Source organism: Acinetobacter sp. ANC 3929 (genome assembly GCF_000369405.1).
Classification (GTDB): Bacteria; Pseudomonadota; Gammaproteobacteria; order Pseudomonadales; family Moraxellaceae; genus Acinetobacter.
Genome location: NZ_KB850001.1, coordinates 73,911 through 99,161, shown reverse-complemented (window position 1 = coordinate 99,161; position 25,251 = coordinate 73,911). Strand labels below are relative to the sequence as shown.

Here is a 25,251-nt window from a genome sequence, read left to right as displayed (position 1 = left end):
CCTCGTGTGGAGATTAAACGCTTAAATTTAAAACTTATCTCATGCAGTTTTTTCTTCTTTATTGATTACTTTTCTTTGGTTTTTATCTTGATATTCCAAATAATTACGTTGAATATCAATGTGTCCTGCAACCCGTTTTGCGTCATGCCAGACGCCCCAAATGAAGCTTGAGCCACGGCCATATAAATAAGGCAGACCAATAAAATAAATGCCAGGTTCGGTTGATATACCAAGTTTATGCTGTGGCTTACCATTCAGATCAAAAGCATTCACATCTAGCCAGCTATAATCAAAACCAAAGCCTGATGCCCAAATGATTGTGGTAATACCCTGTTGAGCTAAATCAAGTTCTAGAATTGGTTGCTGAATACAGTCCGCATCATCTAATACAGTCCAAGCTTCGGGCTCTTCAGGCAAATCAATACCCGTACGTTGCACATAAGCATCCGCAGCATCTAAAAACTCAAAATAGGCCTTATCGCTTTCTTGTAATGTCTTTTGTAAATCACTTTGAAAGCTGACTTTCTCGCCTTCAAACTGTTTCGTCATGCCCAACAGCGTGATGCCTTCTAACGCGAGGCGTCTAAAATCAATAGAGTGCCCACCATGTGCCCCACTGACAGCCAAACCTTTCAAAGGCCCCGTATCTGTCTTACTGCTATCCCAGCCTCCCAATACACCTAACCACCAAACATTGTCACGCTGACGATAAACTCGTGGAGGACGCTCATGTGCCCCTACCGATAAATACACCTTTTTACCTGCACGATTTAACTCATCCGCAATTTGTACACCAGAAGAACCAGAGCCAATGACTAAAACAGCGCCATCAGGTATTTGCTTGGGATTTTTATATTGATCTGAATGGATTTGATATAAACCATCATTTTTAGGGGCAATTGGGGGAATAATTGCTTTTTGAAAAGGTCCCGTTGCCACTACAACACGTTGTGCCGTCAATGTACCTGTAGATGTTTCAACAATAAAACCAGCACCTTGCTTATTTAATTGAACTTTTTTGACTTCAACATTGGTATGAATTGGAGCATTAAATTGTTTTGCATATTTTTCAAAATATTCAGCAACTTGATCATGATGCACAAAAGTATCTGGATCAGTATCAAACTCCATATTAGGAAATCGATCATGCCAACAAGGTCCATTCGCGACCAATGAATCCCAGCGACGTGTACGCCATGCTTCCGCAATACGATTTTTTTCTAGCACTACATGTGGAATTTTTAATTCGGTCAGGTGCTCACTCATCGCTACCCCAGCCTGACCGGCACCAACCACTACCGTATCTATTTCTAACTTATCTAAGTTCATCATTTTTCCTTGTCGAATGGTTTAAGTTGTTCAAAACAACTTTTGTGAACGTTTAAATAGGTTCACTTTCAACTATCGATTTCATGTTGTTTGGGTTTCCTTCATATTCCTGTTTTTAGGAAATGAAATATCAAAACGACACACAACGCTTTTAGGAAAAATATAGGTAGCAGTGAAACAAAGAGAAAATAGGATATTCAGAACAAGTGACTCAAAAAAGCCGAACCAAGACCATAACCACATGAAATAAATAAATTTATTTAGAATATAGTTTAAATATTGTCATTAATGCGGAAAAAGTAAATTAATAGAAAGGAAAACAAAAATTGTGACTACACACGAAATGCGCATACTAGATAAACATAATTATTCACCTAGGATTATGCAGTGAAACATACTCGTATTCGTACATTTAACACCCAAAAAACCTATCCAGAACAGAACTTAGATAATGATCTTTGCCAAGCTGTCGTTGCACGTGGTCGAACTGTTTTTCTGCGCGGACAAATCGGACAGAATCTCGACACATCGGAAAGTGTTGCTCTTGCGGATGTTACTGGCCAAACCGAACAAGCAATGTATAACATTGACATGCTCCTCAAAGAAGCAGGTGGAGAATTGGCCGATATTTGTAAAATTACTATATACATCATAGATCCACGCTATCGTGAAGATGTGTATCGCGTAGTGGGTAAATGGCTCAAAGGTGTTTATCCCGTTTCAACAGGGCTCGTTGTTTCCGCCTTGGCACGTCCTGAATGGCTTGTAGAAGTTGATGCAACAGCAGTTATTCCAGACTAAAAAACGAGAGCAACATGACATTTTCAATCATTGCTAGATGTAGTGAAACAGGACAGTTTGGTGCAGCGATCAGTTCATCCTCTCCTGCTGTCGCATCAAGATGTATACGAGCCAAGGCAGGTGTCGGTGTCGCAGCCAGTCAAAATATAACAGACCCTCAACTGGCCAACATTTTACTTGAAATGGCTAAATATAATATTTCACCCCAAAATGCGATTACTGAGTTAACAAAAAATACTGACTTTATTGAATATCGCCAATTGAGTTTACTTGATACAGTCAATAAACCCTTTGCATTTAGCGGGAAAAATACATTAGGCATCTATGCTCAACACATTGGGACACATGTGGTTTGTGCAGGAAATTTACTTGATAATGATCTGGTTACAAGCGTCATGCTAGAACATTTCGAGCAAAGTAAAGGCACTTTAGCTGAGCGCCTGCTGTATGCACTAAAAGCTGGAGAACAAGCAGGTGGTGAAGCTGGAGATGTACATTCTGCTGGCCTCTTGGTTGTTGACAAATTGGAGTGGCCAATTATCGATTTGCGAGTGGACTGGTCAGATCAACCCATTTCTGAACTTATAGCACTATGGCAAATATATGAACCTCAAGTTGATGATTATGTTTTAAGAGCTTTAGACCCAACAAGTGCTCCTAGCTATGGTGTTCCAGGAAATGAATAAACTTTTTTGGGATATACAATGGAGATGTATCCAAAGTGTTAAATCGAATTTCTTTAAGACAAATGGAATACTTTGTTGCAACTGCTGAATGTGGCAGCATCATTATTGCTTCGGAGAAGATACATGTATCTTCTCCATCTATTTCTGCCGCAATCGCACATATTGAATCAGAATTACAAACCCAATTATTTATTCGTCAACACGCTAAAGGCTTAATTCCAACTGCCGTAGGTAAGAATGTGATGTTGGAGTGTAAACACATTCTAAACCAAGCTTCAGGCTTATACTCTCTCGCCGCAGAATTTTCAGGCTCAATACGCGGACCATTAAAGCTCGGCTGCTTTCCAGCATTTGCTCCTATGGTCTACGCAGATATCATCCATGGATTTTCCAATTTATATAAGCAGGTTTCTTTAGATCTTTATGAAGATGATCAACAAGCGCTTCTGAGTTCCCTAATACGTAATGATCTCGATGTTGCTTTAACTTACGATCTTAATATTGATGAACATCTTATTCATTTTGAGTCTTTAACTAAACTGCCACCACATGCGCTCGTGAGCGAGGAACACCCTTTAGCAGCATCACCAGCAGTTACTTTAGAAGAACTATCACACTATCCAATGATTCTTTTGGATATGCCCTATAGCAATGAATATTTCTTATCATTATTTCGCACTCAAAATCTAAATCCAAACGTTGTACGATCTTCAAAAAATATTGATGTGGTACGCTCAATGGTTGCCAATAATATTGGCTACACAATTTTGAATGTCCGCCCTAAGAACAATTACAGTCTAGATGGTAAACGTCTAATCCGTATTCGTATTGCCGATGAACATCGGCCCATGCATATCGGTATTGCTACACCTAAAAATGTACCAACTAATATTGTTGTGCAAGCTTTTATTAGTCGTTGTAAAAGCTTTATTTCTGATCACTTTATCCCCGGTATGAGTTCTGCTCATTTCTATGATCCACACATTAAAACTCAAACTCACAAGGATTCTTCAGATGTCTAATCTGTCGAGTATTGACTTACTCAAGCAACTTGTTGCATTTGATACAACTTCCTATAAAAGCAATTTAGAGTTAATTCGGTTTGTAAAAGATCTACTTGAACCTGAAGGTATTCGTATTACTTTAAATTTCAATAAAGAGCAGACCAAAGCCAACTTACTGGCAAGCATAGGTCCTCAAGATCAAGCCGGGATATTGCTGTCTGGACATACAGATGTCGTACCCGTTGCAGGTCAAGCTTGGAGTACTGATCCGTTTCAAGCATCTATCAAAGATCATAAAATTTATGGACGCGGCACAGCAGATATGAAAGGTTTTATCGCCTGTGCGATGCATGCCATGCTTAAAGCAGCACAAACCCAACCATTGATTAAACCGCTACATTTGTGCCTTTCATATGATGAAGAGATCGGCTGTATCGGCGTCCGTGGAATTCTAGGTCAACTCTCGGAGTTAATTGTTCAACCAGAACTGTGCATTATTGGCGAACCCACTAGTATGAATATTGCGACAGGTCATAAAGGTAAAGCTGTATTCAAAGCAATTTGTCAGGGGCAAGAAGGCCACTCTGCCTTAGCACCCTTGTATGTAAATGCAATTCACTGCGCGCAAAGCGTTATTGATGCAATTACATCTACTCAAAAACAGCTTTCCGAAGATTCCATTTCAGATCCTGCTTACGATGTCCCTTTTACCACCGTACATATTGGAAAAATTCAGGGCGGGAAAGCATTAAATATCGTCCCCAATGAATGCATTTTAGATTATGAAATTCGTAATATCGCTGAACAGAATACAAACTCGGTTCAAGAGAAAATTTTTAACTATATTGAGCAAAGCCCCCATGCAAAATTTGTGAGCTTTCAGGAGATCAATCAATATCCAGGGTTGAATACGTCAACAACCATACAAGCCGTTAAATTCTTACAAACCCTACTTGATCCGGCAGCAGAGCTTCAGAAAATTTCATTTGGCACTGAGGGTGGGCTGTTTCATCAACAACTGAATTCTGCTGTTTTAGTGTGTGGCCCAGGCTCTATTCAGGTTGCCCATAAACCAGATGAATATATAGAGATCTCGCAAATGCAAGAATGCGATGATTTTTTTGAACGCTTACTCAATGCGATTCGTTGTTAACGTTTAAGTCATATGATGTTCACGAAACAATGAGAGATGTACCCAAACAAATATCTAATTTGTTTTTTCTTAACCTAAGGCTTATATAAAGCGAATTCACAAAATTAGCTAAAAATAATACGGTTAAATATTCTATGTAGCTAGAATTCTAGGGAAATTCAATGAAATTAAAACAGGATTGGTTAAATCAACTTAGTCAGACAAAACTTCCATCTTCCTATTTTATGAATGGAAAATATGTGAAGAGTAAGCATAGCTACAGCGTATCAAATCCTGCTACAGCTGAGCATTTAGTTGATATATCAGCATGTGATGCGAATGAAGTTGATCAGGTCGTTCAATATGCTAGAAATGCTTTTACAAGCGGTGTCTGGTCTGGTTTATCACCTCGCGAACGTAAAGAAAAGCTAAAAAAACTTGCTGACCTTATTCGCGACAATGCCGAAGAGCTCGCATTGCTGGAAACATTAAATGTCGGTAAACCGATTCAAGATTCACTCCATGTTGATATTCCAGGTGCTGCATCCTGCTTTGAATGGTATGCCGAGAGTATTGATAAGGTTTACGATGAAATTGCTCCTACAAGTAAGGATCAACTGGCTATGGTCAGCCGTGAACCTATTGGTGTAGTTGCTGCTGTTGTGCCTTGGAACTTTCCACTTGATTTAGCAAGTTGGAAGCTTGCACCTGCTCTAGCTACAGGGAACTGTGTGGTATTAAAACCAGCAGAGCAATCGCCATTTACAGCATTAAGACTTGCAGAGCTCGCAAAACAAGCAGGCATTCCAGATGGTGTTTTCCAAGTTGTTACAGGATTGGGACATATTACGGGTCAAGCATTAGGACGTCACCCTGATGTAGATTGTCTAGTATTTACTGGTTCAACCGAAACAGCAAAAAAGTTTTTAGCGTATTCAGCAGAATCTAATATGAAACCTGTCTGGCCAGAAACAGGTGGCAAAAGTGCTAACATTATTTTTGCTGATGCTGATTTAGACAAGGCTGTTGATAAAGCGATTTTCGGTGCTTTTTATAATCAAGGGGAAGTTTGTTCTGCCAATTCCCGTATCTTATTAGAAAAAAGTATTGCTCAACAATTTATAGAAAAATTTGTAGAAAAAGCCAAAAATCTCGTAATTGGCGATCCTTTAGACCCGAATACTAATATGGGCTGTTTAATTGATCGTCAACATGCCATGAATGTACGAGCAGCCATTAATGAAGCAAAAACTCAAGGCGCTCAATGCCATAGTATTGAATTACAACTCGATGCACATTTAGATATAGATAGCTATGTCGCACCCACAATTTTGACTGGTATAACTCCTGATTTTAATATCTTTCACAATGAAATTTTTGGCCCTGTAGTCGCAATTACAATGTTTGAAACGAAAGAAGAAGCTGTAAAACTGGCTAATCACTCGACTTATGGATTAGCGGCTTCGATTTGGACAAAAGATCTTCAGAAAGCGATCGTCCTTGCTCAACAACTTTTAGTCGGTACAGTATCTATTAATACCGTGGATGCTTTGGATGTCACTACGCCATTCGGAGGGTATAAACAATCTGGTTATGGACGTGATTTATCTTTGCATGCGATTGATAAATACACTCAACTGAAAACGACTTGGATTCAATTATAGTTTTATAGATTGGTTCATGTCTGTTCGATATCAAAGTGCACTAAACAGGTCAAAATGATTTAGTGCACTTCTTAAGGCGTTAAATATCTTCATGAACAAACTTTATGCTCCACGTGGAACATAAAAATTAAGACTGTTCTGTGATCTTGCCGTTCAAATTTAAATTTTGTTTTTTCATTTCAGTTCCCACTACACCCTGTTTTCGATCTCGTGGCATAAATGTGGTTGCAATAATCGCAACTATAGCCATCGAACCGATGTATAGCATGATCAAATACGGATTGCCTCCACCAACACTCAATAATTTTGTCGCGATCAGCGGTGCGATACCACCACCCAACACCCCAGCCAACTGCACCGAAATAGAAATACCGCTATAGCGAATTTCTGCAGGAAACTGGCGAGCAAACAATTGAGCCTGTGGCGCATACATAATCGGGAAAACCACTCCAATTGCCAGCACAATTGCAGTCCAGACCAAAACAGGATCTTTGGTATTCAGCATGCTAAAGAAAGGATAGCTATATAGTGCCAGCACACATAAGCCAAACATAAACATATTGCGCTGCCCGACTTTATCGGACAAATGTCCACATAACGGCGTCATAAATAAAATCACGGCTGCACCGCAAATCGTCGCAAATAAAATCTCTTGTCTGGCAATACCCAATTGCGTGGTGGTATAGGCCAAGGTAAAAGTTGAGGCAATATAAAACCATGCATTCTCCGCCGCACGCGCCACAATGATGGTGATCAGTTGCTTGGGATGCTTTTTAAACACCTGTAAAGCAGGCACTTTGACTTCATCAGCTTGTTGTTTCACTTTTTCAAAGTCTGGCGACTCTGGGACTTTAACCCGAATGTACCACCCGACTGCCAGTAAAATAATGCTCGCTAGAAAAGGAATTCGCCAACCCCAACTAAATAAAGCCTGTTCTGGCAATAAAGATACGAGTCCGAGTGCGATAGAGGCCAGCATCAAACCGCCACCCGTACTGGCTTGAGGCAGACTGCCCCAAAATCCTTTTTTACCTTCTGGTGCATGTTCTACCGCCATCAGCACTGCACCACCCCACTCACCGCCCATCGCCATTCCTTGAATAAATCGTAGGATCACCAAGCCAATTGCTGCCCAGTAACCAACCGATTCATACGTAGGCAATAGGCCGATCAGCACTGTTGGAATTCCCATCAACATTAGGGTCAGCAATAACATCGATTTTCGGCCAATCTTGTCACCAAAATGGCCAAATACCAGTCCACCGAGTGGTCGTCCAATAAATCCCACAGCATAGGTGGCAAATGCTGCAAGCACACCCATCAGTGGATCTAAATTAGGAAAAAATAATTTATTGAAAATTAAAGCTGCTGCTGCACCGTAGATAAAAAAGTCATACCACTCAATGGTGGTCCCGACCATACTGGAGATACCTGCCAATCGATGGGATGACTTTTTAGGAGATGAACCGTTTCCATGTATTGTTTGCATCATTCTGTTCCTTTCTTGGATTTTCTTGTTTTATATTTTTAGCTGATCATCAATCCTGACCATCAGCATTTCCGCCTATCTGATACTCCTTAAATTCGTGGTGATCAATGTTTTGACTTAACTGAGTTTTTCTAGAATTTGCTCGAGTTCAACATTCCGTTGCTGCCATTGCGGTTGTTTGTCTTTATCAACAATTAAGGCGCGGACACCTTCAATAAAGTCACCATGTTCAAACCAGATATCTTGCAGATCACGCTCCAATTGCATGCATTGAGGCAAGGAAAGACCTCGACCTAAATGTTGGAGTTTCAAGCTGGTTTGTTTGGCAATAAACGAACGTTGCTGCAAAATACTGAGCATCTTGCCCGCCCATGCTTTGAACTGATCATCTTGTTCATGTTCAAGACTCTGCTCAATTTCATCCAAATGCTGAAAACCAAAATGTTTACGAATGCCTTCGGCCAATTGCTGAAGTTCACTTTCAGCAGGACGGGTAATAAAACAGCTGACAATATGCTCAATATTCTGTTTACTCAGATTAGGTTCATTAACCAAAGCCTGTTGCAGGGCATGCAGCTTGTCACTTGGTACGTGATAGTCGATTAAATCTAAATACAGGGCATCACTACTGCTGATCTGCTCGCCAGTGATTGCCAGATAGACCCCAATATCATCGAGTCGAGACAGGAAATGAGTCGCACCGACATCTGGGAAAAAGCCGATCGCAGTTTCAGGCATGGCAAATCTGGACTTTTCGCTACTCACCACAATGTGACACGCCTGTGCCAAGCCAAAACCACCACCCAGCACATAGCCATCCAGTAACACGATGACAGGTTTTTCATATTCGCGCAGTAGATTCAGCATTTTATATTCGGCACTAAAATAACCTTTATAATCAGCGGTATTATTTTTATAACTGTCATAGAGATAGCGAATATCTCCACCTGCACAAAAGGCTTTGGGGCTGTTCGATTTGATTAAGACCGCCTGAATGGCAGCATCATAACGCCACAGTTCCAATTGGCTACAAATGCCCTCAATCATATCGAGAGACAGTGCATTTAAATGCTTCACGCGATCCAAACTGATCAGACCCAATACACCTTTCTGCTCAATCATTAACTGATTTTCGATATTCATTTTATTGGTCTCTTATCGATGATTAAATTTGGCCTGACGTTTTTCCACAAAGGCCTGCATGCCTTCTGTTTGATCCGAAGTCGCAAAAATCGAATGGAACATACGTCGCTCAAAACGCAGTCCTTCTGTGAGATTGACTTCAAAGGCACGATTGATGGTTTCTTTTAGCATCATATTGGCCGTTAAAGAGCGCGCTGCAATTTTTTCTGTGGCTTGTAGGGTCTGTTCCAGTAATTCTTCTTTACTAAACACACGCGCTACCAGCCCACTTTGTTCAGCCTCTACTGCACCCATTTGCCGTGCAGTGAGACACATTTCCATGGCTTTGGCTTTGCCAATTGCGTGAGTTAAACGCTGTGTGCCTCCAATGCCTGGAATCACACCTAAAGTCACTTCAGGTAAACCAAACTTGGCATTGTCTGCACAATAGATAAAGTCACACATCAGTGCCAGTTCACAACCACCACCAAGCGCATAGCCGCTGACCGCAGCAATCAAAGGTTTACGGCGTTGCGCGATACGATCGGCAAGATGAAAAAAATCATCAAAGTAAATATCAGGAAAACGAAGATCAACCATTTCCTTGATGTCTGCACCTGCGGCAAAGGCCTTTTCTGAGCCTGCCAACACCATACAGCCAATCTCACGATCTTTCTCTAACGCATCCAACGCCTGATTGATTTCACTAATCAATTCACTATTCAGCGCATTCAAGGCGTGCGGACGATTGAGGGTAATCAGTCCCACGCCATTGCGTTTTTCTAATAAAATGGTTTGCCATTGCATCATGGATTCCTTGTTCTCTTGTTATAGGCTACGTGCGATCACTAAACGTTGAATATCACTGGTGCCTTCATAAATCTGACAAATTCGAGCATCACGATAGATCCGTTCAATCGGGAAGTCTTTCAGATAGCCATAGCCCCCAAATACCTGTAAGGCGCTTGAACAGACACGTTCGGTCATTTCCGAGGCAAATAGCTTGGCCATTGAAGCTTCATTGAGACAGGGTTGTTCTGCTTCTTTAAGGAGTGCAGCATAGTGCACCAGTTGTCGAGCCGCTTCGATCTCGGTCGCCATACTGGCAAGACGAAAAGCCAATGCCTGATGCTCAAAGATTGGTTTACCAAAAGTCAGCCGCTCTTTGGCATAGCGCGTGGCTTCTTCCAATGCCGCCCGTGCCAGACCCACCGCCTGTGCCGCAATACCGATACGCCCCCCTTCCAGATTGGCAAGGGCAATTTTTAAACCTTCACCCTCTTTACCCAGCATCAGGCTTTTATGAATACGTACATCTGTCAGGGCAATCTGGCAGGTATCCGAAGCATGTAAGCCAAGTTTTTCTTCCACCCGGATTACTTCATAACCCGCTGTCTCGCGTGGCACAAGGAAGGCACTGATGCCCTTTTTACCCGCACTTGGATCAGTCACGGCAAATACAATAATCACACCTGCGTTATCACCTGAGGTAATAAATTGCTTGGCACCATTCAGAATGTAATCATCGCCATCTTTCACTGCACGGGTTTTAATCGCTGCTGCATCTGAACCTGTATGCGGTTCAGTTAAGGCAAAAGCACCGATCATTTCACCCTGTGCCAACGGTTTTAAAAAACGCTCTTTCTGTTCATCACTACCAAATTTTAAAATCGGCACACAGCCCACTGAGTTATGTACACTCATAATGGTTGAGGTCGCACCATCTGCCGCAGCGACTTCTTCAAGTGCCAGCACATAGGCCAAATTACCTGTGTCAGAACCGCCCCAATGTTCGGGAATCAACATACCCATAAAACCGAGCTGCCCCATTTGTGCAAGCGCATCTTTTGGAAATGTGCCATGTCGATCCCAATCACTGGCATTGGGTTTAATCTGTTCTTGGGCGAAACTTTTCGCCATATCACGTATTAAGACTTGTTCTTCGGTCAATTGCATCTTGTGTTCCTTACCCTGCCTTTGCTTGCTGTTTCGCAATTTCCTGATTACGTAATAAAAAGCGCTGAATCTTGCCACTTGGTGTTTTTGGAAGTTCTGTCACGAACTCGACCAATCGTGGATAAGCATGTGCTGATAAGCGTTTTTTCACAAATTGGCTCAATTCTTCCGCCAACTGTTCCAAAGGTTGAATACCCGCAGCCAAAATCACGAAAGCCTTCACCACTTCAGTCCGGTCGGGATCAGGCACACCCACCACGGCTGCCTCTACCACAGCATCATGCTCAAGCAACGCACTTTCCACATCGAAAGGTCCAATCCGATAACCTGAAGTGGTGATCACATCATCACTGCGTCCGACAAAACTCATGCTGCCATCGGCATGTAACTCGGCAGTATCACCGGTGAGGTAGTAGTGCCCGACAAAAGGAGATTTACGACTTTCTTTATAGCCGCCAAACCACATCATCGGAGACTGGCGAATATCCACGGCTAGAATTCCAGGTGTGTCTGCTGGAAGCTCCTCGCCCTGTTCATTGACCACCGCAACGCGATAACCTGCACTCGCAAAACCTGCTGAACCTGCACGGATGTCATGAGTTAAACCATGATGATTACACACCACCATACCAACCTCGGTCTGGCCATAATGATCATAAATCGGGGCATCCAGAACCTGCTTAAACCAGCGAATCACTTCAGGATTCAAAGGCTCACCCGCACTGCTGACCACACGGAACTGGCCTTTTAACGGCGTCATTTGCGTAGGATCAGCGGCCATCATCATGCGATATGCCGTTGGTGCTCCTGCCAAATTGGTAATCTGATAATCCTTTACGATCTGACACAGGCTGTCGGTACTAAAACCGCCTTCATAGAACAAAGTGGCATGGCCCAAAAATAATGGGCCTGTAATGGCGTAATACAAACCATAAGCCCAACCTGGATCGGCAATATTCCAGAATGAATCTTCGTCTCTCAAACCAATGGCATCTTGCATATAACGACCAAAAGCCAGCAAGGCTTTTAACGGCACTTCTAGCGGTTTGGCAGGCCCTGTGGTGCCCGAGGTAAACATCAGTAGAAAAGGATCTTGGATGCTTCGCATCACCAATCCACATTGATCAGACTGCTGTTTGACTTCATCCCAAAAATTAAAATCACCTGGCTTCAGCGACATGCCTTGTGAATCAGTAACCGTCACAACCGCTGGACAATGTTCGATCTCATCCAGTTTGCTGCGGTTCGCCACATCCGTCACCACCAGCTTACTTTGTGCCAGTTGCAGACGATGCTCAATTGCCTTGGGTCCAAATGCGGTAAATAAAGGCTGATAGACAGCGCCAATACGCCAAGCCGCGAAAATCGTCACCAGCAGTTCAGGCGTTCTCGGCAATAGACCTGAAATACGGTCACCGGCCTTTACACCTTGCGACTTTAAAAAGTTGGCAAATTGACTCGACCATTGCTGTAACTGGCGAAAAGTATATTGCGCCTTACGACCATCTTTGCCTTGCCAGTACAACGCGATTTTGTCACCTTGCGCATGGCGATCACAACATTCATAACAGGCATTCAGTGCATCCATTGAACCTGATAGCATTTTTTTTGCAGTGCTTTCCAGATCGAAAGCCTGAACCGTCTCTTTATAATTCAACATCTGTGTTCCCTCAGTCTGGATTGATTGTTCTTCATGACAGGGTTTAATTTTTTGATAAAAGCCATCCTTTGGCTTTAGTTTTTATGCCTCTGGCGACAGGTATTGCTGAATAATGCTGGAAAAATCAAGGTGTGCATTACCACGCATGCACATTTGCTGATATAGCTGCTGCACCATCCCGCCTAACACCACAGGCTGCTTCACCTGTCCTGCGGCTTCAACTGCAAGACCCAAATCTTTCAGCATCAACTGCGTGGCAAAGCCATCCTGATAGCCACGAGAGGCAGGTGCATTTTCATTAATGTGAGGCCATGGGTTACAGACTTCAGAACTCCAACAACGACCACTTGAGGTGTTGATCACACCTGCCAACGCCTGTGGGTCAATGCCAAGTTTCGCACCCAATGCCATCCCTTCAGCTACCGCAGCCATGGAAATTCCAAGGATCAGGTTATTACAGATTTTGGCAATTTGACCTGCGCCGACATCGCCACAATGCACCACGTTTTTGCCCATGTGACCGAGTACAGGTTTCACTTCATCAAAGGTCTGATCATTGGCCCCAACCATAAAGGTCAGCGTACCCGCTTGTGCGCCAATGGTGCCGCCTGAAACAGGCGCATCGCAAATATGGATATTTTTACTTTGGGCAACCACTGCAATGTCTTTAATGGTTTGTGGGTCAATGGTACTGCTATCAATGCATAAGCTGCCTGCTTTCAGCACTTCAAGTACGCCATCTTCGCCCAGATACACCTCTTTGACATGTTTTGCCGCAGGTAACATGCTAATCACAACATCTGCTTGTTTCGCCGCTGCCTGTGGACTGTCGCAAACCACACCACCGGCCTCGGCAAAGTGCTGAATCGCTACTTCGCTCAGGTCATAACCATATACGGTGAGTCCAGCTTTGAGCAGATTTTGGGCCATTCTGCCGCCCATATTACCTAGACCAATAAAGGCGATATTCATCCGTGATCCCCTTAACGTAAACTAATGGTTGTATTTACACCGCTTACTTCGTGACTGTCTTCAAACCAGCGACTGGTAATGGTTTTGGTTTGGGTATAGAACTGCACAGCCTGTTTGCCATAAGGTCCCAAATCACCAAGTTTTGAACCACGGGAACCAGTGAAACTAAAGAATGGTACAGGCACTGGAATCGGAATATTGATCCCCACTTGACCAATATCAATCAAGTTCTGGAAGGTACGCGCAATCGCACCACTTTGCGTGAATAAGCCCACGCCATTACCAAATGGATTGGCATTGATCAACGCAATTGCTTCTTCAAGGGTATCGACACAAATAATCGACAGCACAGGACCAAAGATTTCTTCCTTATAAATACGCATGTTGGTATTCACGTTACTAAAAATTGTCGCCCCGACAAAGTTGCCCGCTTCATAGCCTTGTACCTGAACATCACGACCATCAAGTAGCAGTTCTGCACCTTGCTCTACACCGCTATTAATCAAATCCAACACCCGCGCTTTAGCACGTTTTGAAATGACTGGGCCGATATCAGTATTTGGCTCATGCCCTGCATTCACTTTTAAAGTCTTGGCTTTTTCAACCAATTCTGGAATCCACTGCTTACTGTCACCAACCATGACCGCCACCGATAGCGCCATACAGCGTTGCCCTGCTGCACCAAAAGCCGCACCAACCAAGGCATTCAGGGTTTGTTCTTTATTGGCATCTGGCATCACAGCGACATGGTTTTTGGCACCCATCATCGACTGCACGCGTTTGCCATGTTGCCCTGCAAGGTTATAGACATGCGTACCAACCGCAGTCGAACCAACAAATGAAATGGCTTTAATATCAGGATGCGTACATAGGCGATCCACCACCTCTTTACCACCATGCACGACATTCAGTACACCAGCAGGAATACCAGCCTGAATCGCCAGTTCCACCAGCATCATGGTCGACAGCGGATCTTGTTCAGATGGTTTTAGAACAAAGGTATTGCCACATACGATCGCCATTGGGAACATCCACAACGGGATCATGGCAGGAAAATTAAACGGCGTAATGCCCGCACACACACCCAATGGTTGCTGTAAGGTATAGGTATCGACACCACGCGCAACCCCTTCAACGTACTCCCCCATTTGTAAGGTGCCGACTGAACAGGCATGTTCAACCACTTCCAGACCGCGTTGAATATCACCTTCCGCATCCGCCAAGGTTTTACCTTGTTCCGAAGTCAGTACCTGCGCAATTTCCTTCATATTGGCGCGGATCAGATCTTGCAGCTTCAACATGATACGCATACGTGCCTGAATCGGGGTTTGACGCCAGGAAGCAAACGCTGCTTGCGCAGCTTCAATTGCCGCATCTACCTCCTGAGCTGTAGCAAATGGCACACGACCGATCACCTCCTGCGTTGCAGGATTAATAATGTCTTGCCATTGTTGAGTATCTGATTCGATAAAACTGCCATTAATGAGTAACTTAGCTGTTTCCAATTGAATATTTTGGATTGTGTTCATAACCTCTCCATAGGCTGTATTTTTATTGTGTTCAGTGTTCAGAAAATATCGATCGTCGTATTTTCTTTATTCAGGTTTTATTCGAGACTAACAAAGAAAGCTTTGACCACCAACGCAAATTAATGCACGATCATTGTGCAAATATGCACAAGGAAGACCATAATAATGAAAGTGGATTGGGATCATCTACAGTTTTTTTTAGTGTTGGCGCGGACCAAAACATTAACCAATGCCGCCCGTATTATTGGCGTGGAACATAGTACCGTGGCGCGACGGATTCAGGCTTTAGAACAAGCTTTGGGAATTACCCTGTTTAAACGCGAAGCCTCTGGCTATGAGCTGACCATGGAAGGTTTGGCACTGGTTCCTCGGGTTGAGCAAATGGAATATGCTTTCCTACAAATTGAAAAACCTCATCAACCTTTGCAAGGCCGTGTGCGAATTGGCACACCTGAAGGCTTTGGTACCGCATTTTTGGCACGTTTATTAGCGGAGTTTTCTATCCAATATCCCTCGCTCACCATTGACCTGATTCCAGTACCGAAAATGATCAAGCTGTCGCATCGTGAAGCCGACATTGTGGTCTCTATTGAACGGCCAACCTCAGGTCCCTATATCATTACGCGGCTGTCGGATTATTGTTTAAAAATTTATGGCAGCAAAAAATATCTGGCACTCAACCCAGCCATCCGCGATTTACAGGATTTAACTTCGCATCGCTTCGTCAATTATATTGATGATCTGGTATATAGCCCTGAGCTGTACTGTCTGGAACGCTTGCCTTTAAAACTCAGCGCCAATTTCCGTAGCAGCAGTATTTTGGCGCAGCAAATTGCGGTGAGTTCAGGTGCAGGATTGGCCATTTTGCCCAAGTTTTTAGCTGATGATAAACCTGAACTTGAAACGGTATTAGAACAACAGGTGCGCTACACCCATACCTTTTGGATGCTGACCTTTGTCGATTTGCAGCATGAACCTCGTATCAAGTTGGTCTGGGACTATTTACGCAAACAGGCCGATCAATATCAGCATTTATTGGTGGATTAAACAGAATGACTCGACCATAAAAAACCGATCAATCTAGATCGGTTTTTTACTCATATCGACATAGGCTATTACGCCAATTCACGCCCCAATTTTTTCATGCGGGGTTTATACATCAGCTGATAGGTCACGGCCAAAATAATTAACCACAATGGGCTGACATAAAGTGCCTTTAAGGTATCTGGCTCTAGTGCCAAGATCACCAAAGCAAACAACAAGAAAGCAATAACGATATACGACATCAACACGCCGCCTGGCATTTTGAACTTAGATTGAGCATGCAGTTCTGGACGTAATTTACGGTAGCGGATATAGCACACCATGATCAGACTCCAGACACTAATGAATAGAATCACACAGAGTGAACTCGCCAAAGTGAAAGCCTCAAGGGTATTCGGTACAAAGTATTGCAGCACCGCCCCACCCATGATGAACACACACGAGAAAATCAGACCGTTGGCAGGTACTGCACTTTTCGATAAACGACCAAAAGCATTTGGTGCCTGACCATCTTTAGATAAACCAAACAACATACGGCTGGTTGAGAATACGCCACTGTTCATGGAAGACATCACTGAAGACAGTACCACCAAATTCATAATGATGGCCGATGTTACAATCCCTGCATTCATGAACAATTCCACAAATGGACTCTTGTCCGCACGAATAATATTCCATGGCGTGACCGACATTACCACCAATAAGGCCAACACATAGAATAAGATGATACGAATCGGAATCGCATTGATGGCTTTTGGCAGATTCTTGTGTGGATCTTTGGTTTCAGCCGCAGTGGTTCCAATCAGTTCCACGCCAACGAAGGCAAACACGGCGATCTGGAAACCTGCCAAGAAACCATCTAGGCCTTTTGGAAACATACCACCATGTGACCAGACATTACTGAGCGATGCCACAGCACCATGAGGTGCTTGAAAATGGCTAAAGATCATATAACCGCCAACGCCAATCAGACCAATAATCGCTAAAATCTTGATCAGGGCAAACCAGAACTCAATTTCACCAAACAGACGTACCGTGAGCAGATTTAAGAACAGCACGAATAGTACACAACCCGCACTAATCGCTGCCTGACCAATTGGGGTAAACATAGTGCCTTCAGGCAGCCAAAAGGTGAGATAGTTGATGACAGCAGCCAAATCGGCTATACCGACCAGTACCCAACCTAACCAATAAGTCCAACCCATGTAATAACCTGCCCATGGCCCAATCAGGTCATGCGCCATATCGACAAAAGATTTGTAGTGTAAATTTGCCAGCAACAGCTCACCGAGTGCTCGCATTAAGAAGAAAAACATCCCACCAATAATCATGTAAATAAACAGAATCGATGGGCCTGCCAAGGAGATGGTTTTGCCTGAACCCATAAAGAGGCCAGTACCAATAGCGCCGCCAATTGCAATCAATTGCAAGTGGCGATTTGAAAGTTTTCTTTGTAAGTCTTGGGGCGATTGTTCGCCTTCTGACTGATGCTGTGTAACCGTCATCTTAAGTTCCTTTTACTCTTTCCTAAATGAGTCAGCTTTGATTTATCTGCCATACCCTAGCTGTCTTTTTAAGACAGCTGACTCATCTTCGATTGCAAGAAAATACGTATCTGACTACGTTTTATCTACTGCAAATACGTTACTTTTCTTCTTTTTTTATATTTTTTAAACAAAAATAAAGCGGATCGCTTTATTTTTGTGCTGCAACAACTGCAATTTCGATCAACCATTTCGGATTGACTAAATCGGCCTGAATGGTGGCACGTGAAGGTGCAACATGACCTTTCAACCAATCAATCCAAATGGTATTGACCACAGGGAAGTCTGAAAGATCTTTTAAAAATAATTGTGCTGAGAGTAGACGAGATTTATCCGTCCCTGCTGAAGCAAGTAACTGTTCGATGGTTGCAAGGACTTCGCGGGTTTGCCCTTCAATATCTAGGTCCGCATTTTTAGGCACCTGACCTGACAAATACACCACCTTATTGAATACCGTTACTGCACTCATCACTTCGTTGGTATTGATCTTTTGAATATCTGAATTTGACATGATTATTTCCTTATTCCTGATTGATAAAATTGACACGTGCCGTTACGCCACACATCAGTTCATAACCGATCGTGCCTGAGGTCGCCGCGACCTCGTCAATAGGTAAAATTGTTCCTGTACTTGATTTGCCCCACAGCACCACTTCACTGCCGACTTCAGCATCATGGATCGGGCTGAGGTCCACAGCCAACATGTCCATGCTGACCCGCCCAATGGTTTGGGTCCGAATTCCATTCACCAGAACAGGCGTACCTGTGGCAGAAATCCGTTGATAACCATCGGCATAGCCACATGCCACGATACCGATTCTGATTGGCTGCTCGGCCACATAGCTGGAGCCGTAGCCAACACTTTCATGGGCATTGAGTTCTTGCACGGCAATGATTTCACTGCGTAAGCTCATACTTGGCGCAAGGCCCCAGTCCAGAATACTATGCTTGGGATAATCGGGAGAACTACCGTACAGCATGATGCCACCACGCACATAATCCGATTGCAACTGCGTTTGATATCTTAAAATTGCAGCACTGTTACTGACCGATCGTTCACCCGGCAAGCCCTGAATGGTGGCTTCAAACGCTTTGAGTTGATAGTCAATTCCAGTCTGGCCAAAACGATCACCATCAGCATCAGAGAAATGCATCATATGGGTAATACTGGAGATCTGTTCCAATTGCTTCAATTGCTGCCAAATGTCACGGTATTGCTGTGGTTTAAAACCTAAGCGGTTCATACCACTGTTCATTTTCAGAAAAACATCAAACTGCGCGGGATAGCCATAGTGTTGTATCCATTGCAGCTGTTGCTGATTATGGACAGTAAAACTGAATTGATATTGCGCACAGTCAAACAGGTCCTGCGCTGAAAAAATCCCTTCAAGTAGCAGAATAGGCCCAGTCCAACCTAAAGCACGTAAGCGTTTTGCCTCATCGATATCGAGTAAGGCAAAACCATCTGCACTTTTAAAAGATTCATAGACACGTTCTATCCCATGCCCGTAAGCATTGGCTTTGACCACAGCAAACACTTTGCTGTTGGGCACCGACTGCCTGACGACCGCTAGATTTTGGCGTAAGGCTTGGGCATGGATCACGGCAGTAATCGGACGAGGCATACTAAACTTCCTTGTAAACCGTGATTATGCGGCGTGTGAATAACGCTGAATGGATAAACCATCGGTGCTGATGTCTGGACGATGATTCATGACCAAATCACTGATCAACTTGCCAGAACCACAGGCCATGGTCCAACCTAAAGTGCCATGTCCTGTATTCAGGAACAGGTTCTTGTATTGCGTTGCACCGATAATAGGTGTGCTGTCAGGTGTCATCGGACGTAAACCTGTCCAGAATGATGCTTGTGCAAGATCACCACCCGGAAATAAATCTTGAGTCACCATTTCCAAAGTCGCACGACGGTCCTGATTCAATCCAAGATTAAATCCACTGAGCTCTGCCATACCACCCACACGAATCCGCTGATCAAAACGGGTAATTGCAACTTTATAAGTTTCATCCAATACCGTTGATTGCGGTGCAAATTTTGGTTCCACAATTGGAATCGTGAGTGAATAGCCTTTCACTGGGTAAACAGGCAAATTCAATTCCAGTGGTTTAAGGAAATCACGTGAATAACTACCAAATGCCAGTACAAAACGGTCGGCTGTTAAAATCGCACCATCGACCATAACGCCTTTGATTTCATCACCTTCAACAATCAACTTCTCAACATTTTGATCAAACTTGAATTCCACACCCAAATCTTGGGCCAATTTTGCCAAAGCATTGGTAAACAGATAACAATCGCCTGTTTCATCATTCGGCAGGTGTAAACCACCGACCAATTTATCAGTGTATGCTAATGCAGGTTCTACAGCACCCAACTCCTGAGCATTCAACAAATCAAAATCAACGCCACATTCTTTGAGTACTTGAATATCACGCTGCACAGCTTCAAGTTGTGCTTCGCTACGGAACACTTGTAGCGTTCCCTTGGCACGATTTTCGTAGTTGATCCCTGTTTGTGCTCTTAAATCACGTAGGCAATCACGGCTGTATTCTGCAACACGCATCATGCGTTCTTTATTGACCGCATAGCTTTGTGGATTACAGTTTTTCAACATCTGTGCCATCCACTGCAACTGCCACATACTGCCATCAATGTTAATGGCTAATGGTGCGTGATGCTGGAACATCCATTTTACGGCTTTAAAAGGAATACCGGGTGCTGCCCACGGTGTTGAATATCCTGGGGAGATTTGGCCTGCGTTACCAAAACTGGTTTCTTTTGCAGGTCCTGACTGACGGTCAAGCACCGTCACTTGCGCACCTTGTTGTGCAAGATAATAGGCACTTGCCACACCAATGACGCCACTTCCTAAAACGATTACGCGCATAATAGATCCCTCACGCACACACTAGGTTATTTAACTAGTATATTTTTGGATCAATAGTTTTTTTCACTGATTTTATGACTATAATCTAGGTAATTTAATATTTTTATCGCGAAAAAATTAAAATAAAAGGGAATCTTCTATGCGTAAATTAGACCGGATTGATCGCCTGATTTTAGATATTTTGCAACGTGAAGGTCGAATTGCGATCAGTGAACTGGCATCGCGTGTGAACTTATCCACCACGCCTTGCTCAGAACGAGTGAAGCGCTTGGAGCGTGAAGGCATCATAGTGGGCTACTATGCCCGACTCAACCCCGCTTATGTCGACCGTAGCCTGTTGGTGTTTCTGGAAATCAAACTGTCCGCCAAATCTGGCGATGTATTTGATCAAGTGGCGCGCGATTTGGTGGATATTCCTGAAGTGTTGGAATGCCATCTGATTTCAGGTGAATTTGATTATCTGGTGAAAGCGCGTTTAAAAGAAATGAGTGCTTATCGACGCCTATTAGGCGATTTATTAAAAAAACTGCCTGCATCCGCCTCTTCACATAGCTATATTGTGATGGAAGAAGTCAAAGAGTCTTTATATTTAGATATGGGTGTATAACCTATCATCAGATACCTCATAACAAAAAAGCCCAGATTGAAGGGCTTTTTTATTTGATCAGACTGAGAGGGTTTACTCATCTTCGTCGTAAATATAGCTCATACATCCCCAGCCATCATATTCACCATTGAATTCTTTGGCGATCTTGGTCATCCATTCTTCCAAATCTGCAATATCTTGATATTCCAAAATCATGTTGACATGAATATTCAGCACCCAAAGGTCTGATCCATCGGAATGTACCTCTTCCTGAAAAAGTGAAATTTTTTGTTCTTGATGTAAAAGGTGCAAGGCACATTTTTCAACCTGTTCTTGTTTTTCAAAAACAATCGAAAATTCGACTTCATGTGGCTCGTTGAGTTCATTGCCATCTTCAACCATCTGCCATAGCACGTTGCCATTATCATTGTCTGGGAATTGGTCATAATCGCGAGTCATATAAATATCCTTTGTTGTGTTTTCGACTTGATATTTGGCTATAGATTAGCCGATTTTTATGTCATTTTTTAGACGGATTAATAGCAATATTGTAGTCAAAAAATGATCAAAGTAAATGTCCTGAAACTACTGTGTTTCAGCTTAAAACAATGCCAAGCACCACTTGATCAAGGCAAGCTATTCCATTTTCATAGATGGGTTCTGGGTAGTCTTTAAAGACATCACGTTCAATATGCGACAGACGAAATCCACATTTTTGATAGAGTGCCAATTGATCCAGACTCGAGTTACCCGTCTTCACCCATAAACGATGCAGATTTAACTGTTTGGCATACTCAATCGCATGCTGAATCAAAGCCTTAGCCAAGCCCTGTCCTTGATAGCTTTCGGTCACTGTCAAATTCTTAATTTCAGCTTGATCATCCGTTTCGAGTAAACAAAGCTGAGCAATGATCTGTGCTTGGGCATTCTGCATCACAAAAAGCTTTGCGTTAAATAAATATGTTTCGATCTCCACCCAACTTGGATCAGCCACCAACAACAGTGCCTTTAATTGCAGTTGCTGTATCTCTGAGAGTGCTATCCATTTAGCGTGTTGAATCGAATACATGATCTTGCCTATTTATTGTAGTGCTTAGAACTTTACCTCAGAATGAATTTCAACGTCATGCTGCTTGAGTGGATGCTGAAATGCCAGATAAGCAGCATGCAAGGCCATACGTTTTAAATGAAACTTGGCAGGTTCAGGATGATAGAGCTTATCACCCATGATCGGATGGCCAATATGCATCATATGTACCCGCAATTGATGCGAACGACCTGTGACTGGCTCTAAACGAACACGGCTTTGATCACTTACTGCATCATATGCCATGCATTGAAACAAGGTTTTGGCTTGCTTGCCCAGTTCAAAATGGACGATCTGACGTGGACGGTTTTCCCAATCGGTAATCAATGGCACTTCAACACTGCCTTCGGACTGAATTTGCCCCTGTACCAACGCCACATAGTATTTCTTGACGGTTCGTGCCTGAAACATTTTACTAACGGCGACTTCTGCTTCCCGATGCTTGGCAAACATCAACAGCCCTGAGGTTGCCATATCCAGACGATGGGTGACTTTGGCCGCAGCATATCGTTCCAGTACCCGTAAATAAGCACTGTCCTGATGCTCAGGTAGACGCCCCATCACGGACAACAAACCTGCAGGCTTATTGATCACCAGCAAATCTTCATCTTCATACACAATGTCTAAAGGATCTTGCGGCGGCGCATAAATAAAGTTGTCATTTAAAGGCATAGAGAGCTAAACAAATCAAGCAAAGACAAAACCAGCAGCGATTATAGGCGTCCCAAATAGTTTCGCAAACATTGATTTACCCTATTCCCGTGAACGAGTTAAGATAGGATTTTGAGCGATTTGCTTAACTTTTCTTTGTAGCGTTGTTCCAAGCTTTCAATATCCCGATTGAGAAAGGCAATCAGATAGTCTTTTACCCGAGCAAGGCTGAGCTGTTTAAATGAAATGCTGTCTTTGCTTTTGCGTGTCACCAAACCAAATAGGTCTTTTTTGGGAATGATCACAGCAATATCACTGTCCAGTTTAAACTCCAGTTGTTGCGATTTGGCATAGGCATCGAGGGTAATTGAAATGGTCTGCTCTGTACGATGATCACTGACAATAAAACTGGTGTCCGCGCCATTGAGTTGTAATTGACGAATGAGCTGCTGACGCCAAGCCATTTCGTCAAATTTGCTTAAAATCGTTGCCAAATCAAATGTCCCAATATGATCGATTTCATTTCGATTCATCTGATGCGGATAACGGATTTTAAGCTCGAACTCATTCATACGGGTACTGACCTATTGCTGTAATTTTTTTGATTTTTTAAATATGGAAATAATTATATCATTTTGTTTTTTAATATAAAAATATCGATTTCTATTCAAAATATTAAGATTACAGGATTTATTTCACATTCAATTTTAACTTTCTTGATCTAGTTTTTATTTTTTCGATCTGATTATTCTTTTCTATTTGGTTAAATTTTTTAGGGTATCAAGGGAAAACAGAAGTTGTTTACTTCAACACCTATGACTTTGTAAGCCATAACCTTTGCCTATAAACTTTTGATCTATAGCGTCCTAAGCCGAATCGAGACCTTTTGGGTTGATACACACTTGCTTTGTAAGCATCGGTGCATGCTGCTCTTTTCGATCCCTTTCACACCCTTGAGACATAGTTTAGGCAGATCGCGCTGGGATTGTTTTCCTAAAAACAGCTATTTTTAGCCATCAATGAAATAATTTTGCACACCCTATTAAAAAAGTTAAAATATTTTTCATATCCAGTAAAAAAGCACGATTTATATTCTGATAAATTCAAATTTATATGTGTATTTTTTCAAATACTGCTTTTGGTTTAAGCCCAAATCACCATAATCGCGGCGACAATGACCAGCCACAGACCCAAATGATCGGTTTTGGCAAGCTTTTCTTTAAAGAAGAAGGCCGAGATCAATAGACTGAATAGAATTTCCACCTGACCCAGTGTTTTGACAATCGCCACGGTTTGCATGCTCATCGCACTAAACCAGCCCACCGAAGCGAGAAAACTACAAATACTCACTCTCAAGGTCAGTCCAACACGCTGCCACATTTTATACAGCGTCGATCGGCTAAAAAATCCGAGGTAAACCAGTAATACAATGCATTGAAAACTGATCAGACTGCATAACACCCAAGCCGCCCGATGCAAAAATGGCAACATGCTCAGCTCTAAACTGGCTTCACGAACCAATAAAGAGGTGATGGCAAAGCACAGCCCACTACCCAATCCAATCATCAAAGTTTTTAAGGACAAATCAGATTGTTGCTTACCTTTACTCAGTAAAAATACCGCCAATGCCCCAATCACGACCCCGAACCAGCCCCATGTACTGAGATGTTCCTGTAAGAACAGTACACCGACCAAAGCGGCTAAGATCGCTTCACTTTTAGCCAGTCCCACCCCAATGGCATAGTTCTTTTGTTGAAAAAGTTTCACCATCAAGGCAGTGGCATAGATCTGACTAATACCTGCAATGACGATATAGAACCAGAATTTATCGGAAAAATGCACGGATGCGGTGACAGGTTGATGCAGATAGAGAAAAGCCAAATAGCTAAAGGCAAAGATGGGTGAAAAGATGAATCGGGCCAGTGTGGTGCCGTAGATATCTACGGTGGTACTGAGTTGTTTTTGAAATGCATTGCGCCAAGCCTGCATGAATGCAGCCATCAAGGTAAATAAAATCCAAGTAAGGGTCATAAGCTTGAACGCAATATCAAAAGTGAAGCTAATTTACGCTGTTCTGACTGGTTTTTCG

General features: G+C 43.0%; 24 protein-coding genes. 7 read left to right on the top strand and 17 right to left on the bottom strand.

The features are described 5' to 3' along the window. Positions 1 to 39: 39 nt before the first annotated feature. The gene (locus F909_RS01850) at positions 40 to 1,329 is read right to left on the bottom strand and encodes a flavin-containing monooxygenase (protein WP_005154398.1); all 1,290 of its coding nucleotides are present in this window, start codon (positions 1,327 to 1,329) and stop codon (positions 40 to 42) included. A gap of 387 nt (positions 1,330 to 1,716) precedes the next feature. Here F909_RS01850 and F909_RS01855 point away from each other — a divergent pair, with 387 nt between their 5' ends. From F909_RS01855 to F909_RS01875, 5 genes are all read left to right on the top strand, one after another. Further along, positions 1,717 to 2,130, top strand: a complete 414-nt coding sequence (locus F909_RS01855; RefSeq protein ID WP_005154397.1) for a RidA family protein — start codon at positions 1,717 to 1,719, stop codon at positions 2,128 to 2,130. Between the two features lie 14 nt (positions 2,131 to 2,144). Beyond that, entirely contained in the window at positions 2,145 to 2,816 is a 672-nt protein-coding gene (locus tag F909_RS01860) for a DUF1028 domain-containing protein (RefSeq protein ID WP_005154396.1), read from the top strand. A 35-nt stretch (positions 2,817 to 2,851) separates the two neighbouring features. Then, the gene (locus tag F909_RS01865) at positions 2,852 to 3,838 is read left to right on the top strand and encodes a LysR family transcriptional regulator (RefSeq protein ID WP_005154392.1); all 987 of its coding nucleotides are present in this window, start codon (positions 2,852 to 2,854) and stop codon (positions 3,836 to 3,838) included. Then, positions 3,831 to 4,973: an acetylornithine deacetylase gene (argE, locus tag F909_RS01870; RefSeq protein ID WP_005154391.1), complete on the top strand. Its 1,143-nt coding sequence runs from the start codon at positions 3,831 to 3,833 to the stop codon at positions 4,971 to 4,973. Before F909_RS01865 ends, argE begins: the two co-directional genes overlap by 8 nt. A 161-nt stretch (positions 4,974 to 5,134) precedes the next feature. Then, positions 5,135 to 6,616, top strand: a complete 1,482-nt coding sequence (locus tag F909_RS01875) for an aldehyde dehydrogenase (protein ID WP_005154389.1) — start codon at positions 5,135 to 5,137, stop codon at positions 6,614 to 6,616. A 127-nt stretch (positions 6,617 to 6,743) separates the two neighbouring features. Here the strand turns inward: F909_RS01875 and F909_RS01880 are convergent, their stop codons facing one another. From F909_RS01880 to F909_RS01910, 7 genes are all read right to left on the bottom strand, one after another. Next, positions 6,744 to 8,105: an MFS transporter gene (locus F909_RS01880; protein ID WP_005154386.1), complete on the bottom strand. Its 1,362-nt coding sequence runs from the start codon at positions 8,103 to 8,105 to the stop codon at positions 6,744 to 6,746. 117 nt (positions 8,106 to 8,222) lie between these two features. Further along, positions 8,223 to 9,248 (bottom strand): enoyl-CoA hydratase/isomerase family protein, encoded by a 1,026-nt coding sequence (locus F909_RS01885; RefSeq protein ID WP_005154384.1) that lies wholly within the window; start codon positions 9,246 to 9,248, stop codon positions 8,223 to 8,225. Positions 9,249 to 9,260: 12 nt separating this feature from the next. Continuing rightward, positions 9,261 to 10,034, bottom strand: a complete 774-nt coding sequence (locus tag F909_RS01890; protein ID WP_005154382.1) for an enoyl-CoA hydratase — start codon at positions 10,032 to 10,034, stop codon at positions 9,261 to 9,263. A gap of 21 nt (positions 10,035 to 10,055) precedes the next feature. Then, a complete protein-coding gene (locus tag F909_RS01895) occupies positions 10,056 to 11,183 on the bottom strand; it encodes an acyl-CoA dehydrogenase family protein (protein ID WP_005154380.1) in 1,128 nt (375 codons plus the stop codon). A gap of 10 nt (positions 11,184 to 11,193) precedes the next feature. Next, on the bottom strand, positions 11,194 to 12,843 hold the full coding sequence (locus F909_RS01900) for an AMP-binding protein (protein WP_005154379.1): 1,650 nt from the start codon (positions 12,841 to 12,843) through the stop codon (positions 11,194 to 11,196). An 81-nt stretch (positions 12,844 to 12,924) separates the two neighbouring features. Beyond that, entirely contained in the window at positions 12,925 to 13,815 is an 891-nt protein-coding gene (gene mmsB, locus F909_RS01905) for a 3-hydroxyisobutyrate dehydrogenase (RefSeq protein WP_005154377.1), read from the bottom strand. An 11-nt stretch (positions 13,816 to 13,826) separates the two neighbouring features. After that, positions 13,827 to 15,344, bottom strand: coding sequence for a CoA-acylating methylmalonate-semialdehyde dehydrogenase (locus F909_RS01910; RefSeq protein ID WP_005154371.1), 1,518 nt, complete (start codon positions 15,342 to 15,344; stop codon positions 13,827 to 13,829). Positions 15,345 to 15,509: 165 nt separating this feature from the next. On the opposite strand from F909_RS01910, the gene F909_RS01915 reads away from it, so the two are divergent. Beyond that, the gene (locus tag F909_RS01915) at positions 15,510 to 16,391 is read left to right on the top strand and encodes a LysR family transcriptional regulator (RefSeq protein ID WP_005154369.1); all 882 of its coding nucleotides are present in this window, start codon (positions 15,510 to 15,512) and stop codon (positions 16,389 to 16,391) included. 68 nt (positions 16,392 to 16,459) lie between these two features. Here the strand turns inward: F909_RS01915 and F909_RS01920 are convergent, their stop codons facing one another. The 4 genes from F909_RS01920 to F909_RS01935 all read right to left on the bottom strand — a co-directional run bounded on the left by F909_RS01920 (position 16,460) and on the right by F909_RS01935 (position 20,838). Next, the gene (locus F909_RS01920; RefSeq protein ID WP_005154367.1) at positions 16,460 to 17,893 is read right to left on the bottom strand and encodes an amino acid permease; all 1,434 of its coding nucleotides are present in this window, start codon (positions 17,891 to 17,893) and stop codon (positions 16,460 to 16,462) included. Positions 17,894 to 18,083: 190 nt separating this feature from the next. Next, a complete protein-coding gene (locus tag F909_RS01925) occupies positions 18,084 to 18,443 on the bottom strand; it encodes a RidA family protein (protein ID WP_004773310.1) in 360 nt (119 codons plus the stop codon). 10 nt (positions 18,444 to 18,453) lie between these two features. Further along, entirely contained in the window at positions 18,454 to 19,557 is a 1,104-nt protein-coding gene (gene alr / locus F909_RS01930; RefSeq protein ID WP_005154364.1) for an alanine racemase, read from the bottom strand. Positions 19,558 to 19,581: 24 nt separating this feature from the next. Further along, on the bottom strand, positions 19,582 to 20,838 hold the full coding sequence (locus F909_RS01935) for a D-amino acid dehydrogenase (protein WP_005154362.1): 1,257 nt from the start codon (positions 20,836 to 20,838) through the stop codon (positions 19,582 to 19,584). 139 nt (positions 20,839 to 20,977) lie between these two features. On the opposite strand from F909_RS01935, the gene F909_RS01940 reads away from it, so the two are divergent. After that, the gene (locus tag F909_RS01940; RefSeq protein ID WP_005154359.1) at positions 20,978 to 21,445 is read left to right on the top strand and encodes an Lrp/AsnC ligand binding domain-containing protein; all 468 of its coding nucleotides are present in this window, start codon (positions 20,978 to 20,980) and stop codon (positions 21,443 to 21,445) included. Positions 21,446 to 21,517: 72 nt separating this feature from the next. Here the strand turns inward: F909_RS01940 and F909_RS01945 are convergent, their stop codons facing one another. The 5 genes from F909_RS01945 to F909_RS01965 all read right to left on the bottom strand — a co-directional run bounded on the left by F909_RS01945 (position 21,518) and on the right by F909_RS01965 (position 25,193). Continuing rightward, positions 21,518 to 21,883 carry a ribonuclease E inhibitor RraB gene (locus tag F909_RS01945; RefSeq protein WP_005154358.1) on the bottom strand — a complete coding sequence of 122 codons (366 nt, stop codon included), beginning with the start codon at positions 21,881 to 21,883 and terminating at the stop codon, positions 21,518 to 21,520. Between the two features lie 136 nt (positions 21,884 to 22,019). Then, positions 22,020 to 22,493: a GNAT family N-acetyltransferase gene (locus tag F909_RS01950; RefSeq protein ID WP_005154356.1), complete on the bottom strand. Its 474-nt coding sequence runs from the start codon at positions 22,491 to 22,493 to the stop codon at positions 22,020 to 22,022. A gap of 24 nt (positions 22,494 to 22,517) precedes the next feature. Beyond that, complete coding sequence (locus tag F909_RS01955) at positions 22,518 to 23,183, bottom strand: RluA family pseudouridine synthase (protein ID WP_005154354.1); 666 nt, start codon at positions 23,181 to 23,183, stop codon at positions 22,518 to 22,520. A 98-nt stretch (positions 23,184 to 23,281) separates the two neighbouring features. After that, complete coding sequence (locus tag F909_RS01960; RefSeq protein WP_005154353.1) at positions 23,282 to 23,734, bottom strand: hypothetical protein; 453 nt, start codon at positions 23,732 to 23,734, stop codon at positions 23,282 to 23,284. Positions 23,735 to 24,305: 571 nt separating this feature from the next. After that, the gene (locus F909_RS01965; protein WP_005154351.1) at positions 24,306 to 25,193 is read right to left on the bottom strand and encodes a DMT family transporter; all 888 of its coding nucleotides are present in this window, start codon (positions 25,191 to 25,193) and stop codon (positions 24,306 to 24,308) included. Positions 25,194 to 25,251 lie beyond the last annotated feature (58 nt).

Coding starts and splice junctions, on each gene's coding strand:
- F909_RS01880 (WP_005154386.1), bottom strand. CDS start 8,105: ATGCAAACAATACATGGAAACGGTTCATCTCCTAAAAAGTCATCCCAT.
- argE (WP_005154391.1), top strand. CDS start 3,831: ATGTCTAATCTGTCGAGTATTGACTTACTCAAGCAACTTGTTGCATTT.
- F909_RS01940 (WP_005154359.1), top strand. CDS start 20,978: ATGCGTAAATTAGACCGGATTGATCGCCTGATTTTAGATATTTTGCAA.
- F909_RS01965 (WP_005154351.1), bottom strand. CDS start 25,193: ATGACCCTTACTTGGATTTTATTTACCTTGATGGCTGCATTCATGCAG.
- alr (WP_005154364.1), bottom strand. CDS start 19,557: ATGCCTCGTCCGATTACTGCCGTGATCCATGCCCAAGCCTTACGCCAA.
- F909_RS01955 (WP_005154354.1), bottom strand. CDS start 23,183: ATGCCTTTAAATGACAACTTTATTTATGCGCCGCCGCAAGATCCTTTA.
- F909_RS01920 (WP_005154367.1), bottom strand. CDS start 17,893: ATGACGGTTACACAGCATCAGTCAGAAGGCGAACAATCGCCCCAAGAC.
- F909_RS01860 (WP_005154396.1), top strand. CDS start 2,145: ATGACATTTTCAATCATTGCTAGATGTAGTGAAACAGGACAGTTTGGT.
- F909_RS01850 (WP_005154398.1), bottom strand. CDS start 1,329: ATGAACTTAGATAAGTTAGAAATAGATACGGTAGTGGTTGGTGCCGGT.
- mmsB (WP_005154377.1), bottom strand. CDS start 13,815: ATGAATATCGCCTTTATTGGTCTAGGTAATATGGGCGGCAGAATGGCC.
- F909_RS01935 (WP_005154362.1), bottom strand. CDS start 20,838: ATGCGCGTAATCGTTTTAGGAAGTGGCGTCATTGGTGTGGCAAGTGCC.
- F909_RS01925 (WP_004773310.1), bottom strand. CDS start 18,443: ATGTCAAATTCAGATATTCAAAAGATCAATACCAACGAAGTGATGAGT.
- F909_RS01915 (WP_005154369.1), top strand. CDS start 15,510: ATGAAAGTGGATTGGGATCATCTACAGTTTTTTTTAGTGTTGGCGCGG.
- F909_RS01960 (WP_005154353.1), bottom strand. CDS start 23,734: ATGAATGAGTTCGAGCTTAAAATCCGTTATCCGCATCAGATGAATCGA.
- F909_RS01910 (WP_005154371.1), bottom strand. CDS start 15,344: ATGAACACAATCCAAAATATTCAATTGGAAACAGCTAAGTTACTCATT.
- F909_RS01945 (WP_005154358.1), bottom strand. CDS start 21,883: ATGACTCGCGATTATGACCAATTCCCAGACAATGATAATGGCAACGTG.
- F909_RS01875 (WP_005154389.1), top strand. CDS start 5,135: ATGAAATTAAAACAGGATTGGTTAAATCAACTTAGTCAGACAAAACTT.
- F909_RS01885 (WP_005154384.1), bottom strand. CDS start 9,248: ATGAATATCGAAAATCAGTTAATGATTGAGCAGAAAGGTGTATTGGGT.
- F909_RS01890 (WP_005154382.1), bottom strand. CDS start 10,034: ATGCAATGGCAAACCATTTTATTAGAAAAACGCAATGGCGTGGGACTG.
- F909_RS01895 (WP_005154380.1), bottom strand. CDS start 11,183: ATGCAATTGACCGAAGAACAAGTCTTAATACGTGATATGGCGAAAAGT.
- F909_RS01950 (WP_005154356.1), bottom strand. CDS start 22,493: ATGTATTCGATTCAACACGCTAAATGGATAGCACTCTCAGAGATACAG.
- F909_RS01900 (WP_005154379.1), bottom strand. CDS start 12,843: ATGTTGAATTATAAAGAGACGGTTCAGGCTTTCGATCTGGAAAGCACT.